The following is a 16,413-nucleotide window of genomic DNA, read 5'->3' on the forward strand; positions in this document are numbered from 1 at the left end:
GGGAGGCGACCCGCCTGTACGACCGGCCTGCGCGGAGCGGCTACCACTCCACCAGCAGCCGGGACAGCCCGCGCGTGCCGAGGCCGTCCTTCCAGACCACGGCGTCGGGGCCGGGAGCCAGGCGGAGCGTCGGGAACCGCCGCAGCAGGCGCTCCAGGACGATCTGTAGCTGGAGCCTGGCCAGCGGCGCGCCGAGACAGCGGTGCACCCCGTGGCCGAACGTCAGATGGGCGGCGTCGTGCCCCTGCGGGTCGAGCAGTTCGGGGTCCGCGAACGTCTTGCCGTCACGGTTGCCGTGCAGCAGGGAGACGATGACGCCTTCCCCGGCCTGGACCGTGACGCTGCCGAGCGGCACCGGTTCCACCGCGACGCGCGGGAAGCTGATGGGGGTGGAGGGGGTCAGGCGCAGCAGCTCCTCGACCGTGGGGGCCAGCCGGTCGGGCTGCTCGCACAGCTCCTCGTACGCGGCGGGGTCGCGGAGCAGGGCGTGCGCCGACGTGCCGATCTGCCCGACGACGGTCTCGTAGCCGGCCATCAGGAGGGTGAGTCCCATGGTGAGCAGCTCGCCCATGGACAGGTCGCCCTGCTCGTGCGCCCCGACCATGGAGGTGAGCAGGTCGTCCTCGGGCCGGCGGCGCTTGCGGTCGATCAAGTCGGCCATGTAGTCGATGAGTTCGAGCCTGCGGCGGGCCTTCTCCTGGGGGGTGCTGGCGGAGATGTCGAACAGCACCTCGACCCAGTCGCGGAACCGTGTGCCGTCCTCGGGCGGAACGCCCAGCAGCGAGCACAGCACGGCGAGCGGCAGCGGCGCCGCGAGCGCCTCGATCAGGTCGGTGCCCGGCCCCGACGCGGCCATGGCGTCGAGGTACCGGTCGGCGAGCTCCTCCACGGCCGGGGCCATCGCGTTGGTCCGGCCGGTGGTGAACGCCCTGGTCACGACGCGCCGCAGCCTGGAGTGATCGGCTCCGTCCATGCTCATCATGGAATGGGGCACGGGCTGGGCGTCGTTGAGCTTCGGGGCGTGCGGCGTGACGGCCTCGGCGCGGCTGAACCGCTTGTCCGTCAGGACCTTGCGGGCCAGCGCGTAGTCGCACACCAGCCACATCTTGTCCCCGGCGGGCGTGAAGAAGGGGACGACGTCGATGCAGTCCGGGACGTTCCCCTCCCCGGCCACGTACTGCCCAAGGAACTCCGGAAGCGGGCCCAGCGGGCCGGCGCTGCGGTGCTTCATGTGATTCCTCCCCGTTGTGTTCGGCGGTCAGGTGATCAGAAGCCGGTGCCCGGCCCCGCACTGCGTCATTTCCGACCCTCCTGCTTCTGCTGAATTGACTGGACGAGCTGAATTGGGGAGGCGCGGTGCGGGCGCGTGAATATATGGACAAAGACCGCCACGCTTTTACCTCTGATGCCTCTTGAACAAGCCGGGTCGGCGGCGCCGTGAATTCTCGTGGGCCGCAGCGGAGAAACTCTGGCCGAGAATGAACATACCCTCCGCCCGGGAAGCGGAGAACAGAATGGAGCCGACAACGTCCGACGGCTGTTCAATTGTTCGATGAGCTCCGTGACGCTGTCCCGTCGACGGGACGGCCCGCAGGGCCCGCGCCCGCGGGACGAGTCGGCGTCCGGCCGCTTTGGCCTGCCTTTAGCACGGGCTGGGAGCCTCCACGCCTGATCTGTGGACCCTTCACATGGAGGCATGATGGCGATTCAGGCCAGCGACATCGAGGGATCGAGAATCGGGCAGATCCGTACGAGTCCCGAGCTGGCGCCGAGGCAGCGGCGGGCCGTGGGCGAGGATCCGCGTCGTGGCCAGGTGCTGACCACGAAGGTGGGCCTGCAGATGCCGGCGGGGATGTCCTTCGACGACTGGGAGAAGGCCGGACGCCAGCTGTCCGGAATCGTTGACTCCTCTTCGTGGTGGCTCGGCGACTGGCTCGTGTACGGCAAGGACCACTACACCGACCGCTACCAGCGCGGCATCCGCGCCGCCGGGCTGCAGTACCAGACCCTGCGCAACTACGCCTGGGTCTCCCGGCGGTTCGACTTCAGCCGTCGGCGGGGCGCCCTGAGCTTCCAGCACCACGCTGAGCTGGCCTCCCTGCCGCACGACGAGCAGGAAACCTGGCTCGACCGGGCCGAGCAGCGGAAGTGGACCACCAAGCAGCTGCGCAGCGCCATCCGTGCCGCCCGCGAGGACGAGGCGCAGGTCAGGCTGCCCGCCGAGCCGACGCGGCGGCTGGAGGTGCCCGGCAGCCGGCTCCAGTGGTGGCACAAGGCCGCGGAGCAGGCGGGCGTCGACTTCGAGCGCTGGGTGCTGGTGACCCTGGACAGCGCGGCGAAGGAAGCCCTGGAGGAGCTCGAAAGGCTGGAGGACGACCATGGGCCCGCGGAGCTCAAAGGGGCGGCGGATTCCGGCGGACCGGCGGAGCCCGATCGATCCGCGGAGCCCGATCGATCCGCGGAACTCGACGGACCGGCGCCGTCGGCCGGCTCCGGGCAGCGGCTGGCCATCACCGCCTGACCGCCCCGGCGGTACGGGTCACAGGGCCCGCACTCCCTCGGGAGTGTGGGCCCTGAAGGCTGGGGCCGGCCTCGTGGATCAGGGCAGCTGGCGCATCAGGTCGGCCGTGTCGCGCTGCCGGGTGCACGGGCTGTGGGTGAACGAGTCCAGCACGCGTCCGCGGACCTCGGAGGGCTGCTCCTGGCTGAGCTTGAACATGCCCTCGGCCCCCGTGACCGTGACCCGGAAGGCGCCCACGGCGGGCACGATCTGCCGGAAGTAGCCGAGGGAATCGGACATGTCCCAGCCGGTGCCGAACTTCGACTCCTCGAAGGCGCGCACGGTCGACTGCACGACTCCCATCGTCGCCTCGATCGAGTCGATCTTCTCCACCACGCCTCGCACGTGCACCGAGGTGAAATTCCACGTAGGGGCGGCCGGCGACTTCTCGTACACCGTCGGCGAGACATAGGAATGCGGTCCGGTGAAGGTCAGCAGGACGAGGCTTCCCGTTTCCAGCGCCGCCCAGTGCGGATTGGCCCTGTTCATGTGTCCGAGCAGAATGCCGCCGGACAGGTCGTCCGACCATTCTTCGTTCGCCTGCGGGTCCGCGATGACCGGCAGGTGTGTGGCGAAGGGCCCGTTTTCGGCGGTCCCGTTGGTCACCGCCATTGCCAGTGGATTGTCTCGTATCAGATCGGTCATCCACGAACCGTCCGGTTCGCGATAGTTGCTGGGGACGAACATCCGGAATTCACCCTTTCGGTCGGCGCAAATGCGCGAGGACATGGAAATCCGGACCGACCGTACCGCTGTCCTGTCGGCCGGACAGGGGTCTTCGGTATTCGGTCCGCGTCAGGGTCGCCAGGATCGTCTTCTTGACGTGTTCAGGTTGGCGCCGGGACGTTCTCCGGCGCAATACTGAATAGAGGTCTCCCGGATCACCGGTCGAGATTCCAAGACGCTAGCGGGAGAATTGTCTATGGGTACAACGGGTACGCATAACCACGAGATATACGACGTGGTCGGCATCGGCTTCGGCCCGTCCAACCTGTCGCTCGCGATCGCTCTGGAAGAGCACCGGGCCAATGTTCCGGAGCATCCGGTCAAGGCCGCATTCTTCGAGCGGCAGCCCGCCTTCGGCTGGCACCGCAACATGCTGCTGCCGTCGACGACCATGCAGATCTCGTTCCTGAAGGACCTGGCCACCTTCCGCAATCCGGTGTCCCGCTTCAGCTTCGTTTCGTATCTGCACGCCGCGGGCCGACTGGTTCAGTTCGTGAACAACCAGGACTTCTTCCCGACCCGGCAGGAATTCCACCAGTACTTGGAATGGGCGGCGTCGGGCCTCGCCGACCGCGTCTCCTACGGATCGGAGGTCACGGCGATCCGGCCCGAGCAGGACAGCGGATCCGGGACCCCCGAGCACCTCCGGCTCGAGGTCCGCGACGCGGCGGGCGGCGTCCGCCAGGTCCGCGCGCGCAACGTGACCATCTCGACGGGCCTGGTGCCGCGCATGCCGGCGGGGGTCGCGCGCGACGAGCGGGTGTGGCACAGCTCCGAGTTCCTGGAGAAGTTCCACAGCCTCGACCCAAGCGGGCTCAAGAGCGTCGCGGTGGTCGGAGCCGGCCAGAGCGCGGCCGAGATCACCAGGTTCCTGTACGACAAGCTTCCGCACGCGCGCGTCTCGGCGGTCATCCCGTCCTACGGGTACTCCGTCGCGGACGACACGCCCTTCGCCAACCAGGTGTTCGACCCGGCAGCGGTCGACGAGTACTACTTCGGCACCGACCAGGCGCGGGAGGCCTTCTGGCACTACCACCGGAACACGAACTACTCGGTCGTCGACGACGAGGTGATCCGCGACCTGCACCAGCGCTCGTACGAGGAGGAGGTGCGCGGCAGCAAGCGGCTGTACTTCCTCAACCTCACCCGGGTCGCCGAGGTCACCCGGAACGGCAGCGACACGCGGCTCACCCTGAACTCGCTGCTCGACAGCGAGCCGCAGGAGCTGCACGTCGACGCGCTCGTCTTCGCCACCGGCTACGAGGGCATGGACCCGGCCCGCCTGCTCGGAGACTTCGACCGCCACTTCCTGCGGGACGTGAGCGGCCGGCACCGGGTGGAGCGCGACTACCGGCTCGTCACCGCGACCGGACCGTCCTGCGGGATCTACCTCCAGGGCGGCACCGAGCACACCCACGGGCTGTCCTCGTCCCTGCTGTCGAACATCGCCGTGCGCAGCGGCGAGATCGCCGACTCCATCGTGCTGCGGCGGGCCGAACAGGAGCAGGCCGGGGCGCGTGCCGTCGAGGTCGCGGGCGCGGCCGGCCGGGCCTGACCCCGCGTTCTTCCCCCACGCCGAAGGGTGGGCCCCGGTGCTGTTCCTCCAGCACCGGGGCCCACCCTTCGTCCGTCTTCGGCCATTCCGTGGAATGCCGCATTCACCTCACGCGGCGCCGGCGGAAACCGAGTCGGCGGCCATCGCGTCGCGCAGGCTCTTCGGACGGAGGTCGGTCCAGTTCGCCTCGACGTGCTCCAGGCACTGCTGGCGGCTTTCCTCGCCGAATACGATGCGCCAGCCGGCCGGAATCTCGGCGAACGAAGGCCACAGCGAGTGCTGCTCCTCGTCGTTCGCCAAGACGTAGAACCGGCCGTCAGCGTCGTCGAACGGGTTGCTGCTCATGAATGCACTCCAATTCAAGCCGTTCACGGTCCGCTTCCCGGCCGGGAAACGGACCGTCATCCGTTAGTGGGGATGGAGTTGGCGAGACCGCCATGCCCGATCATGGCATCTTTCGGGCGCCCCGTGGAGACCGGTGGGCCCGTGAAGCGCTCCACCGGTCGTCGATGCGCTTTCCCCGCTGTCCTGTTGACGGGACAGCGGTAACAGACTGCCCCGAATCTTCGCTGTTCTGCACCGAGTTCCCGGGAATGGGCTTCCGGTGGGCCCTTCCCCCGCGCGATGCTGGACCGGTGACCGCGGCCCGTGCCGCGGGAATTCACGTTTTCCGGGAGCCCTGAGTCCTCCACAGAAGGAGTTGTGCCGATGAGCGTCACCAGCGCGGCCGGCGTTCTCTTCACCCTGCGCGCGAGGTTCTCATGACGACCCGCCAGCATCCTGCCCTGGCCAAGGCGCGGTCCGTGGGCGAGGCGCTGCCCTGGCTGACCCGCCACCAGGACCGGACCGTCGTCATCAAGCTGGGCGGACACGCCATGGTCGACGAGGCGCTGACCGCCGCCTTCGCCCGCGACGTGGTCTTCCTGCGCTACGCCGGACTGAAGCCCGTGATCGTCCACGGAGGCGGTCCGCAGATCGGCGCCGAGCTCGAACGACGCGGTCTGGCCAGCGAGTTCAGGGCGGGGCTCAGGGTCACCTCGACCCCCGCCATGAACGTGGTCCGCATGGTGCTCGCGGGACAGGTGCAGCGCGAACTGGTCGGGTTGATCAACGCGTACGGCCCGCTCGCCGTCGGCATCACCGGCGAGGACGCGGACACCCTCACCGCCACCCGGCACGTGCCGTGGATCGACGGCGAACCGGTGGACATCGGCAGGGTCGGCGACATATCCCGGGTGGACACCGGAGCCATCGAGGCGCTGCTGGCGGACGGCCGCATTCCGGTGGTCTCCCCGGTCGCCCGCAGCGCCGAGGACGGTCACGTCTACAACGTCAACGCCGACACCGCGGCCGCGGCGCTCGCCACCGCTCTGCGCGCCCAGGAGCTGATCATGCTCACCGACGTCGAGGGCCTGTACGCGGGCTGGCCGCTCAGCGACGAGGTCATCGGCAGACTCACCGCCCGCGAACTGGAGAAGCTGCTGCCGGAGCTCGCCGACGGCATGGTCCCCAAGATGACCGGCTGCCTGCACGCGGTGCGGGGCGGCGTCGACATGGCGCGGGTGATCGACGGGCGGGTCCCGCACGCGATCCTGCTGGAGATGTTCGCGGACGAAGGGGTCGGCACGGTGATCGTGCCGGACCTGGAAGAGGCGGAGGTGCCGGCGTGAGCCCACCGGCCGGACGAGCCGGGATGGTGTCACCGTGGCGTCACATTGGCCGGACCGGCGCCGCCGGGCGCGGCGGGAGGGTCTGATGGATGCCGGCCGGAACGTGACGGCTCGCGCGGCCTTGTCCGCGCCCGGTTCCGGGGGTGTTCCGGGGCGTCGCGGCGCAGGTCGGCGCAGTGCGCCCGCTCTCCTGGAAGGGGCTGTGCCCCGACCGGGCGGGCAGCGCCTTTCGGCCAGACTGCCGCTCTGGCTCAGATGTGGCGCGACGGTGGCGCCATATGTGTGCCATGCTGGCGTCATCGACCCGACGTCGTAGGAAGCGTCCAGCGGCGCCTCCTTCGCCTTCTTTGCCTTCTTCGCCTCGACCGGCCCGCTCCGGGCCGCGGACCAGGCCTGCGGCCGTCCGAACTGGCCGGCCGCCCGTCCCCACCGGAAACACCCGCCGCCGCTCGCGGTACCGATTCAAACAGGAGTTCTTTTCGCTATGGCCACCTTCCTTTACAAAGTGGGCCGATTCGCCTTCAGGCGACGAGGCCTGGTGACACTGCTGTGGCTCGCCGTCGTCGTCGGGGCCGGCTTCGCGGCCTCCGTCGCTCCGCCGCCGCCCACCGATACGTTCTCGATGCCGGGTACGGAGTCGCAGAAGGCCTTCGACCTGCTGAAGGAGAAGTTCCCGGCCATGAGCGTGGACGGCGCGACCGCCCGCGTGGTGGTCCGTGCCCCCGCCGGCGAGAAGCTCACCGATCCGGCCCAGAAGGCCAAGGTCGAGAGCCTGGTCGGCGCGCTCGCCAAGGCGCCCGACGTCGTCGCGGCCTCCGACCCCTTCAAGACCAACGCCGTCAGCCAGGACGGCACCACGGCCTACGCCGTGGCCACTTACAAGGTCTCGGCCCTCAAGGTGACCGGTGAGGCGCACGACGGCCTCGACAAGGCGCTTGAAGACTCCCGGGCCGGCGGCCTGACCGTCGAGGCGGGCGGCGACGCCGTGAAGGTGGGCGGGGCTCCGGGCGGCGGTGCGGAAGGCATCGGCATCCTGGTCTCGGCCATCGTCCTGGTCCTCACCTTCGGCTCGATGATCGCAGCGGGCATGCCCCTGCTCACGGCCATCTTCGGCGTCGCCATCGGCGGCGCGGCCATCACCGCCCTCGGCACCACCTTCGGTCTCTCCAGCACCACGTCCACCCTGGCGCTGATGATCGGCCTCGCCGTCGGCATCGACTACGCCCTGTTCATCGTCTCCCGCTACCGCTCCGAGATGGCCGAGGGCCGTGAGCGCCAGGACGCCGCGGGCCGGGCCGTCGGCACGGCCGGCTCGGCCGTCGTCTTCGCCGGCCTCACCGTCATCGTCGCCCTCGCCGGCCTCAGCGTGGTGAACATCCCGATGCTCACCAAGATGGGCCTCGCCGCCGCCGGCACGGTCGCCGTCGCCGTACTGATCGCCACCACCTTCGTCCCGGCGCTCCTCGGCTTCGCGCCGATCAAGGTCATGCCCCGCAGGGAGCGCAAGAAGTACTACGGCAAGCCGCTCTCCGAGCGCCAGCAGCGCAAGGCCGACAAGCGGACCTCCCGCCAGAAGCCGAACCTGGGCACCCGCTGGGCGCGGTTCGTCGTACGCCGTCCCCTGGTCGTCCTCCTCTTCGGAGTCGTGGGCCTCGGTGCCATCGCGGTGCCCGCCGCCAGCCTGCAGCTCGGACTGCCCGGCGAGGGCACCATGGCGCCGGACACCACCCAGCGCAAGGCGTACGACATGCTGTCCGAGTCCTTCGGGGCCGGCTTCAACGGGCCGCTGATGGTCACCGTCCAGGCCAAGGACGCGGCGACCGCCGCCGCAGGGGTGGGCAAGGAGCTCGGCAAGGTCGAGGGCGTCGCCACGGTGACCCCCGCGACGCCCAACGACACGGGCGACACCGCGGTCCTCACCGTCATCCCGAAGACCGGTCCCACCGAGACCGAGACCGAGGACCTGGTCGGGCACATCCGGGGCATCGCCGGCACCCTCGGGGCGGCCAACGGCGGCGCCGAGATCCTGGTGACCGGTCAGACCGCCCTGTTCATCGACTTCTCCCAGACCCTCGACGACGCGATGCTGCCCTACCTGGGCCTGGTCGTCGGCCTCGCCTTCCTGCTGCTGGTGCTCGTCTTCCGGTCGCTGCTCGTCCCGCTCAAGGCGGCGCTCGGCTTCCTGCTCTCCGTCAGCGCGGCCCTCGGCGCGGTCGTGGCCGTCTTCCAGTGGGGCTGGCTGGGCGACTTCTTCGGAGTCGAGCAGCCCGGCCCGATCATGAGCACGCTGCCGATCTTCATGATCGGTGTGGTGTTCGGTCTCGCGATGGACTACGAGGTCTTCCTCGTGACCCGCATGCGGGAGGCCTACGTCCACGGGGCGCAGCCCTCCGAAGCCGTGGTCACCGGATTCCGCTACGGCGGACGGGTGGTCGGCGCCGCCGCGATCATCATGGTCAGCGTCTTCTCCGGCTTCATCATGGAGGACAACGTCTTCGTCAAGATGGTCGGCTTCAGCCTCGCCATCGCCGTCCTCTTCGACGCCTTCGTCGTCCGCATGGCGCTCGTGCCCGCCCTGTTCGCCCTGCTCGGCCGCTCGGCCTGGTGGCTGCCCCGCTGGCTCGACCGGCTGCTGCCGAACATGGACGTCGAGGGGGAGAAGCTGAACCACGTGCTCGGCGCCCCGATCCCGGCCCAGCAGCGCCGGGAGCAGGAGGTCCACATCTCCGGCTGACGCTCCGCCGAACGGAACGCCCGTACGCCGACGGCCCCCAGAGCCGCCGGCGTACGGGCGTTCGCGCTACCTCCGGCCCCGCTCCGCCGGCTACCCTAGCGGGAGGGTGATCAGCTTGCTCTTCTCTCGGAGGTAGAGCTGCTTCCCGTTCGGGTCCGGCGACAGGAGGTAGGCGCTCGTCTCGTAGCGCCAGACCGCGCGGTGGGTACGGACGTCGACGGCCCGCAGGCCCGCCGCGTCCATGCTGTAGACGTGGCTCGCGGTCACCACCGGGGCGATCTCGCGATTCGGTGCCGTGTCCTGCACCGCGCTTCCCGACGTGCTGCCCGCCGTGCCGTCCCCCGCGCCCTTCGCCGTGCCGTCCGCCGGGATCTCCGCCCAACGCTCCGCGCCGCTGCGCGCGTCGAGTGCGACGATGCCGCGCGTGCCCTCCACGGCGTAGACCACCCCGTCCCGGACGGTCGGCATGCCGTACCGGCGCTGGGCGATCACCTTGCCCACGTCGCGGCCCTCGCCGAAGGACCAGGCCTGCTTGCCGTCGGTGAGCCGCAGCGCCTGCAAGGTCTGCGCACCGACGTACACGTGCTCGTCGTCCGTGGCCGGCTGGTCCGGTGTGGCGCCCAGCGCCTCCAGCGACACGGCCCAGCGCTCCGCGCCGCTCCCGGCGTCGTGCAGGGACACCCGCAGCGCGTCGCCCGTCTCGGCCCGCTGCCACAGCAGCACCCCGCCGCGTACGGCCTTGGCGCGGACGAGGGACGGGCGCCCCAACTCCACCTGGTTCGCGGTGGGGGCCGCCGTCGGCTGCCGCCACTGTTCCTTGCCGCTCTTCAGGCTCGCCGCCACCACGGACCACTGGCCGCTCCCGGCCGCCTTCGCGCAGAGGAACACGGTGTCGCCGTCCACGCCCAGGATCTGGTTGAGCGCGTTCGTACCGTCGTAGGCGGGCAGTTGGACGAGCGGCGCCTGCTCCTTGCCGTTCTCCTGGGACAGGGGCACCACCGCGAGTGCCTTGTCCGCGGCGTCCGGCTTCCTGATGCCGTACAGGACCTTGCCGTCGGTGGCGACGCGCCAGGCGTCCGAGAACCCGTGGAAGTCCATCAGGTACGTGCCGTCCTTCGGGGAGATCCCGACGGTCGTGATCCCGCGGGCCATCACGAGCATGCCGTTCACCGGCAGAGGCGTGCCGCCCACCAGCGGGCGAGCCCCTTGGTCCTGCCACAGCAGGTCCGGCGGCGGCTGCAGGGCGGGCTGCTTGGCATCCGCCGCCCCGTCCCCGTCGCGGTCGCCGAGCCAGGCCCACAGCCCGCCTCCCGCCGCCAGCGCCACCCCGCCGACCGCCGCGCCGCTGACCGCGAACAGCCTGCGCCGCGACATGCCGCCGCCCGCGCCGACCACGGTGTCCGGCTCCACGGCGGGCGCCGGCAGCCGCTGCGGCGGCTCCTGCCACACCGCCGCGCTGCGCCGGGCGATGTCCGCCAGCACCGGCTGCGGCAGCACGTCCGCGAACGGGGCGCCGTCGGGAGCGAGCAGCCCGGCCAGCTCGGACGTCGTGGGGCGCTGCGCCGGGTCCTTGGACAGGCAGCGGGCGAGCAGCGGCGCCAGTGCCGCCGGTACGCCGCTCAGGTCGGGTTCCGCGTACCGCACCCGGTAGAGCAGGTCCGCGGCCTGGCCGCCGCCGAAGGGACCGTGTCCGGACGCCGCGAAGACCAGGACGCCGGCCAGCGCGAACACATCGCCGGCCGGGGCGTGTTCGAGGCCGCCGGCCTGCTCGGGCGACATGAAGGCGGGCGTGCCGGCCGCGGCCCCGGTGCGGGTCAGCCGTTCGTCGCCGAGGGCCCGTGCGATACCGAAGTCGATGACCTTGGGCCCGCCGGCCGTGACCATGACGTTGGAGGGCCTGAGGTCGCGGTGCACCACGTCCGAGCGGTGCAACTGCCCCAGCGCCAGGGCCAGATCCGCGCCCAGCGAGCGGACGCACGTCTCGGGCAGCGGACCGGCCAGCCGTACCGCCTCGTCGAGCTGCGGCCCGATGACGTATTCGGTGGCCAGCCACGGCGTCGCGGCCAGCGCGTCCGCGGCGAAGACCCGGGCCCCGTAGCGGTCGCCGATGACCCGGGCCGCGTCCGCCTCCAGCCGGAACCGGGTACGGAAGGTGGTGTCGGCGGCGATCCGGGCGTGCACGGTCTTGAGCGCGACCGTCCGCCCGGCCGCCGAACGGGCCAGATAGACCGTGCCCATGCCGCCGCTGCCGAGCCGGGCGAGCAGCCGGAAATCGCCGAGGTGCTGCGGATCGTCGTGCGTGAGCGGTGCGAGCGGTGCGCGGGCGGCGCGTGGTGCCGGGTCGGACATCGGGTCAGTGCACCTTCTGGGCCGTGACGAACGGCTGTTGAGCGGACGGGAGTTCCGCGGAGAGCAGCGCGGCGGACTGGGTGGCGAGCGCCGCGACGACCCGGCCCGGCAGCGGTACGGCTCCGTGGTCGAGGACCGTTCCGGCCTGCGCGTACGGGCCCTCGGACGGGGCGGGGCCCGCCCCGCGGGACACGAGTTCGCCCAGCACCTCTTGCGCGGACTGCGGCCGGACCGCCGGGTCGGACGACAGGCAGGATCCGACCAGCGTCCTGAGACCCGGCGGCAGTTCGCTCTGCTCGGGCACGGTGTGCCCGGTCGACGCGTAGGCCAGTACGGCGCCGAGCGCGAAGACGTCCCCGAGCGGCCGCGGGCGGCCCCCCGACGCCTGCTCCAGGGCCAGGCACCCGGGGTCGAGCCCGGGCAGCCCCGACCGTCGCACTCCGTCGGGAGCCGCGGCCCGCACGGCACCGAAGCAGGTCAGTACCGGTCCGCCCGGGGTGACCTGTACGGCGGCCGGTGACAACCCCGCGTGCGTCACCCCCTGGGCGTGCGCGGCGGTCAGCGCCTCCGCGAGCGCGGCTCCGAGCCGGCGGACGGTGTCCTCGGGCAGCGGTCCGCCGTACGCGGCGAGCGCGGCCGGCAGCGGCAGTGCGGGCGTGTACGGAGCCGCGTACCAGGGAAACCCGGCCGTGCCGCCCACCTCCGCGATGCGGAGGAACCGCGGCACGGACAGCCGCCGGGCGCCCTCGGCCTCGATCGCCCACCGGGACGGATCGGCCCCGACCCGGGGCACGCAGACGAGAACCGTGTGCTCCCCGTCGGCGGTGCGCCCGAGGTAGCGGCGTTCGGGAACGGTGCGCTCGGCGGACTCGGTGTCGAGCCGGGCGAGGATCACGTACGGCCCGACGTGCGACGGGTCGTCGTGACGAAGGCGTTCCACGCGTGCGTTCTCCCCCGTCGGTGGTTCGGCACCCGAGCTTAGGGGGTGTCTTCCCCGAGCGGCGCCGGCCCCGACGGTGGCGGCGGGCTCAGCCGATGGTCGGCATGGCCGTGAGCTTCCCGTCGTTGACGAGGAAGATGCGGTTCCCGGCGCCGGACATGCCCCAGGGCCCCCGCGATTCGGGAGACCAGGTCCAGTACCGTCGGCCGCTCACGATGGAGTGGGCCGAGACGCCCTGCCCGTCTCCCTGGACGACCCAGACCGTACCGGCCTGCACGACCGGGGGAGTGTGCGGCGGCGGGCCCTTCGCGCTGCGGTCCATCGGAAGCGCCCCGCCGAGCTCGGTGTACACCTGGCACAGCGCCGTACCGTCCATCGCGAACACCCTGTCGCCCCACGAGGCCGCCGGACCCCAGCCGCCGGCTCCCGTCTGCGGGGCTTCGGTGGCCTTGGTCTCCTTCTCCTTCCACACCGCGACGCCCGTCCTGATGTCCAGGGCCGTCAGGCTCCGACCGCCGAGGTAGACGACGTCCTCCATGACGAGCGGCTGCAGGGCGGACTTCGCCTGGTTGCCGACCCGCCAGACCGTCGCTCCGGAAGCGGTGTCGATGGCGATGGCATCGCCGTCGGCGCCGAAGACGACGAGCCGGCCGCTTCCGACCGCGGCCCGCGGCCCGGGTGCCTTCACGGCTGCCTCGGGAAGCGGCACCGTCCAGCGGACCTTGCGCCCGGCGGTGTCCACGGCGCGCAGCTTCCCACCGCGCGTCACCAGGTAGACCGCCGACTCGTCCGCGGTCAGGATGCGACCGGTGTCGGCGTCCCCCACCGACCACTCCTGCTTGCTGGTGGAGGCCTCGAAGCCGAGCAGCGCCCCACCGGATCCCGCGGTCGCGAACCGGTTGCCGGGCAGTCCGACGAGTCCGGCCGCCGGCCGGACGTCGCGCAGCCGCCACTTCTCCTTGCCGTCGGTCGTCAGACGCGCCGCAAGGCCGCCGCCAGCCGCCGCGAAGACGACCACGTCGAGCATCGGCAGCGGGGTGGTGACCACGCCGTCGACCGGTCCCGCCGCGACGGGCAGCGGACCCCACAGCTCGCCCGGAGGCGTCCCGTGCTTCCCCACGACTATCGACAGCGGCTCGGCGTCCCTGGCCGGTCCGGCCGCGGGGATCTCGCGCGGCTCCTCGCGCAGCAGCCACCAGGCGCCCGTGGCCCCGCCGGAGGCGGCCAGTACGCCCCCCGCCGCCAGCGCGGTGCGCAGCAGCCGCCTGCGGGAGGGCCCGCTCCCGGACCCCTGCCCGACGACCGTGGCCTGCCGGTCGGCCTCGGCTCCCCGGCGCTCGATGTCCTTGGCCAGCGGCCCCGTGCGCCAGACCCGGTCGGCGCCCGGCGGTGGGGCGAAGGCGCCCGCGATCTGCTCGGGGGCCGGGCAGTGCGCGGGGTCCTTGGCGAGGCACGGCGCGATCAGCTGCCGCAAGTCGGGGGGTACAGAGTCCAGCCGCGGCTCCCCGTGCACCACCTCGTACTGCACGGCGGCCACGTGCGTCCCGTCGAAGGCGCGCTGCCCGGTGGCCGCGTAGGCCAGCACCGCGCCCAGCGAGAAGATGTCCGCAGCCGGTCCGACGCGCTGACCGAGGACCTGCTCCGGAGCGCCGTACCCGGGGGTGACCGGCACCTGGCCGGTGGTGGTGAGCGTCAGTCCGTGTTCGGGGCGCGCGATGCCGAAGTCGATGACGCGCGGCCCTGCCGAAGTGAGCACGATGTTGGCGGGCTTCAGGTCGCGGTGCACCAGCCCGGCCGCGTGGATGTCCAGCAGGGTGGCGGCGAGGGAGGCGGCGAGCGCGCGTACGCCGTCGGCACCGAAGGGCCCGTACTGGCGCACGGCCTCGTCGAGGGTGGGTCCGGACAGGAACTCGGTGGCGATCCAGGGCCGGTTGTCGGTGTCCTCGGTCCGCGCGTCCAGGACCCGGGCGACGCCGCCGCTGGTGACCGCCTGGGCGGTGTGCGCCTCGCGCAGGAAGCGCTGGACGAGGTGCGGGTCGTGCGCGAGCTCCGGCAGCAGCACTTTGACGGCCGCGGTCCGGCCACTGTCGTCCCGGCCGAAGTACACCTTGCCCATGCCGCCCTCGCCGAGGACGCCGAGTACGCGGTACGGGCCGAGCCGGATCGGATCACCGGCGCCGAGGGGTTTCATGGCGTACTGCTTCCTGTCGTTCACGGGTGTCAGCGGAAGTCGACGGGCAGGCCGGTCGGTTCCTTGATGCGCTTCATGATGATCTGCGAGTTGACCTCGGTGATGCCGGTGAGGGCCGTCAGCTTCTCGATCCACAGCCGCTCGTAGGCCCGCAGGTCGGCGACGGCGATCCGCAGCAGGCAGCCGGGGCTGCCGAAGAGGCGATAGGCCTCGATGACGTCCGGGATGTCCTGGAGGGCCGCCTCGAAGGCCTCGACCGCCTCCCGGTCGCGGCGCACCTCGACCGAGACGAGCACCTCGAAGCCGCGGCCGACGGCCTCGGGGGAGATCACGGCGCGGTAGCCCTGGATCACCCCGTCCTGTTCCAGCTGGCGCACCCGGCGCATGCAGGGGGAGGGGGTCAGGCCCACGCGCTGGGCGAGCTCCTGGTTGCTGAGGCGCCCATCCGCCTGCAGCTCGCGCAAGATATCCCTGTCAATGGCGTCCATGGCGCAATTATCACCCACGCTGTGTAACAGGTCGGGTGGAAGACGCAATCACATTGCGCGTAGATCGCTCTATCATTGCTGCTTTGAGCACATATGTGCGAGTGACCATGAGTGAGTACGAGAAGGGCGGCCACGGCCAATGGGACGGATCGTCGTCATCAGCACCGGCGGAACGATAGCCAGCCGCTGGCAGGGCTCCGGCTTCGCCGCGGACGCCGACGGGAGCGAGGTCATCGCGACCGCGCCGCTGCCCGAGGGCGTCTCGGTCGAGGTGGTGGACCTGTTCAGCGTGAACAGCCCCCGGCTCACCACCGCCCACCAGCTCACCCTGCTGCGCACCGTGCACGAGGTGCTCGCCGACCCCGGCGTGGACGGCATCGTCGTCACCCACGGCACCGACACCCTGGAGGAGTCGGCGTTCTTCGTCGACCTCCACCACCACGACCCGCGCTCCGTCGTGTTCACCGGTTCGCAGCGGCCCATGGGCACCGCGGACGGGGACGGACCGGGCAACCTCTACGACGCGCTGCTCACCGCCGCGAACACGCGTGGGCTGGGCGTGCTGATCGCCTTCGCCGGGCGGGTGCACGCCGCCCGCGGCACCGTGAAGACGCAGGCCGTGGAGCTGGACGCGTTCGCGGACCCCTCCAAGGAACTGCTCGGGAAGATCGGCTTCGGCAAGGTCACCATCCTGCGCACCCCGCAGCGCCCCGTACCCCTCCCGCTTCCCGCGATGCCGGAACTCCCGCCGCGCGTGGACGTGGTGGTGCACCACGCCGACGGCGACCCGCTCCTGCTGAACGCCGCCGTCGAGGCGGGCGCGCGCGGCATCGTCCTCGTCGGCACCGGCGCGGGCAACGCGACCCCGGAGATCGTCGACGCGGTCGCGGCCGCCGTCGGGCGCGGCGTGCTGGTCGCTCTGAGCACGCGGGTCATGGCCGGGCCGGTCACCGAGATCTACACGCACGGCGGCGCGGTCGACCTGGTCGCCGCCGGCGCCGTCCCGACGGGCACCCTGCGCGCAGGCCAGGCCCGCATCGCGGTCCTCTCCGCACTCCTCGCCACCGAGAACCCGGTGGAGCAGACCCGCATCCTCCGCCTCGCCCTGAACGCGGCAAGCCCGATCCTGGCCGAGGTCTGACCCGCGGCGCGTCTGCCGGCGCCCGCCTGCGGATCCGGCTTCCCGGGGCTCCGCCCCAG

The 16,413-nt window shown here is 71.6% G+C and carries 12 protein-coding genes; 5 read left to right on the forward strand and 7 right to left on the reverse strand.

From position 1 onward, the window contains the following. Positions 1–40: 40 nt before the first annotated feature. The gene (locus tag OG332_RS33330) at positions 41–1,231 is read right to left on the reverse strand and encodes a cytochrome P450 (RefSeq protein WP_327416913.1); all 1,191 of its coding nucleotides are present in this window, start codon (positions 1,229–1,231) and stop codon (positions 41–43) included. Between the two features lie 468 nt (positions 1,232–1,699). On the opposite strand from OG332_RS33330, the gene OG332_RS33335 reads away from it, so the two are divergent. After that, positions 1,700–2,521, forward strand: a complete 822-nt coding sequence (locus tag OG332_RS33335; protein ID WP_327416914.1) for an LmbU family transcriptional regulator — start codon at positions 1,700–1,702, stop codon at positions 2,519–2,521. A 78-nt stretch (positions 2,522–2,599) separates the two neighbouring features. On the opposite strand, the gene OG332_RS33340 is transcribed toward OG332_RS33335, so the two are convergent. Next, positions 2,600–3,289, reverse strand: a complete 690-nt coding sequence (locus tag OG332_RS33340) for an FMN-binding negative transcriptional regulator (RefSeq protein WP_327416915.1) — start codon at positions 3,287–3,289, stop codon at positions 2,600–2,602. Positions 3,290–3,482: 193 nt separating this feature from the next. On the opposite strand from OG332_RS33340, the gene OG332_RS33345 reads away from it, so the two are divergent. Next, positions 3,483–4,841: a lysine N(6)-hydroxylase/L-ornithine N(5)-oxygenase family protein gene (locus tag OG332_RS33345; RefSeq protein ID WP_327416916.1), complete on the forward strand. Its 1,359-nt coding sequence runs from the start codon at positions 3,483–3,485 to the stop codon at positions 4,839–4,841. Between the two features lie 108 nt (positions 4,842–4,949). Here the strand turns inward: OG332_RS33345 and OG332_RS33350 are convergent, their stop codons facing one another. Then, positions 4,950–5,186 carry an MbtH family protein gene (locus OG332_RS33350; RefSeq protein ID WP_327416917.1) on the reverse strand — a complete coding sequence of 79 codons (237 nt, stop codon included), beginning with the start codon at positions 5,184–5,186 and terminating at the stop codon, positions 4,950–4,952. A gap of 416 nt (positions 5,187–5,602) precedes the next feature. Here OG332_RS33350 and argB point away from each other — a divergent pair, with 416 nt between their 5' ends. Both argB and OG332_RS33360 read left to right on the forward strand, forming a co-directional pair. Beyond that, positions 5,603–6,511, forward strand: a complete 909-nt coding sequence (gene argB / locus OG332_RS33355; protein WP_327416918.1) for an acetylglutamate kinase — start codon at positions 5,603–5,605, stop codon at positions 6,509–6,511. A gap of 484 nt (positions 6,512–6,995) precedes the next feature. Then, positions 6,996–9,245, forward strand: coding sequence for an MMPL family transporter (locus tag OG332_RS33360; RefSeq protein WP_327416919.1), 2,250 nt, complete (start codon positions 6,996–6,998; stop codon positions 9,243–9,245). Positions 9,246–9,335: 90 nt separating this feature from the next. Here the strand turns inward: OG332_RS33360 and OG332_RS33365 are convergent, their stop codons facing one another. The 4 genes from OG332_RS33365 to OG332_RS33380 form a co-directional block, all read right to left on the reverse strand. Continuing rightward, positions 9,336–11,594 carry a protein kinase domain-containing protein gene (locus tag OG332_RS33365; protein ID WP_327416920.1) on the reverse strand — a complete coding sequence of 753 codons (2,259 nt, stop codon included), beginning with the start codon at positions 11,592–11,594 and terminating at the stop codon, positions 9,336–9,338. Between the two features lie 4 nt (positions 11,595–11,598). Beyond that, positions 11,599–12,534, reverse strand: a complete 936-nt coding sequence (locus OG332_RS33370; RefSeq protein WP_327416921.1) for a serine/threonine protein kinase — start codon at positions 12,532–12,534, stop codon at positions 11,599–11,601. Positions 12,535–12,622: 88 nt separating this feature from the next. Further along, a complete protein-coding gene (locus OG332_RS33375; RefSeq protein ID WP_327416922.1) occupies positions 12,623–14,749 on the reverse strand; it encodes a serine/threonine-protein kinase in 2,127 nt (708 codons plus the stop codon). 5 nt (positions 14,750–14,754) lie between these two features. After that, positions 14,755–15,213, reverse strand: coding sequence for an Lrp/AsnC family transcriptional regulator (locus tag OG332_RS33380; protein WP_327416923.1), 459 nt, complete (start codon positions 15,211–15,213; stop codon positions 14,755–14,757). Between the two features lie 139 nt (positions 15,214–15,352). Here OG332_RS33380 and OG332_RS33385 point away from each other — a divergent pair, with 139 nt between their 5' ends. Next, on the forward strand, positions 15,353–16,354 hold the full coding sequence (locus tag OG332_RS33385; protein WP_327416924.1) for an asparaginase: 1,002 nt from the start codon (positions 15,353–15,355) through the stop codon (positions 16,352–16,354). The last annotated feature ends 59 nt before the right edge of the window (positions 16,355–16,413 follow it).

The sequence above is a fragment of the Streptomyces sp. NBC_01233 genome (assembly GCF_035989305.1).
GTDB lineage: Bacteria > Actinomycetota > Actinomycetes > Streptomycetales > Streptomycetaceae > Streptomyces.

What these genes read in the sequence shown, in the direction of transcription:
- OG332_RS33330 (WP_327416913.1), bottom strand. Translation starts at nt 1,231, where the DNA reads ATGAAGCACCGCAGCGCCGGCCCGCTGGGCCCGCTTCCGGAGTTCCTT.
- OG332_RS33335 (WP_327416914.1), top strand. Translation starts at nt 1,700, where the DNA reads ATGGCGATTCAGGCCAGCGACATCGAGGGATCGAGAATCGGGCAGATC.
- OG332_RS33340 (WP_327416915.1), bottom strand. Translation starts at nt 3,289, where the DNA reads ATGTCCTCGCGCATTTGCGCCGACCGAAAGGGTGAATTCCGGATGTTC.
- OG332_RS33345 (WP_327416916.1), top strand. Translation starts at nt 3,483, where the DNA reads ATGGGTACAACGGGTACGCATAACCACGAGATATACGACGTGGTCGGC.
- OG332_RS33350 (WP_327416917.1), bottom strand. Translation starts at nt 5,186, where the DNA reads ATGAGCAGCAACCCGTTCGACGACGCTGACGGCCGGTTCTACGTCTTG.
- argB (WP_327416918.1), top strand. Translation starts at nt 5,603, where the DNA reads ATGACGACCCGCCAGCATCCTGCCCTGGCCAAGGCGCGGTCCGTGGGC.
- OG332_RS33360 (WP_327416919.1), top strand. Translation starts at nt 6,996, where the DNA reads ATGGCCACCTTCCTTTACAAAGTGGGCCGATTCGCCTTCAGGCGACGA.
- OG332_RS33365 (WP_327416920.1), bottom strand. Translation starts at nt 11,594, where the DNA reads ATGTCCGACCCGGCACCACGCGCCGCCCGCGCACCGCTCGCACCGCTC.
- OG332_RS33380 (WP_327416923.1), bottom strand. Translation starts at nt 15,213, where the DNA reads ATGGACGCCATTGACAGGGATATCTTGCGCGAGCTGCAGGCGGATGGG.
- OG332_RS33385 (WP_327416924.1), top strand. Translation starts at nt 15,353, where the DNA reads ATGGGACGGATCGTCGTCATCAGCACCGGCGGAACGATAGCCAGCCGC.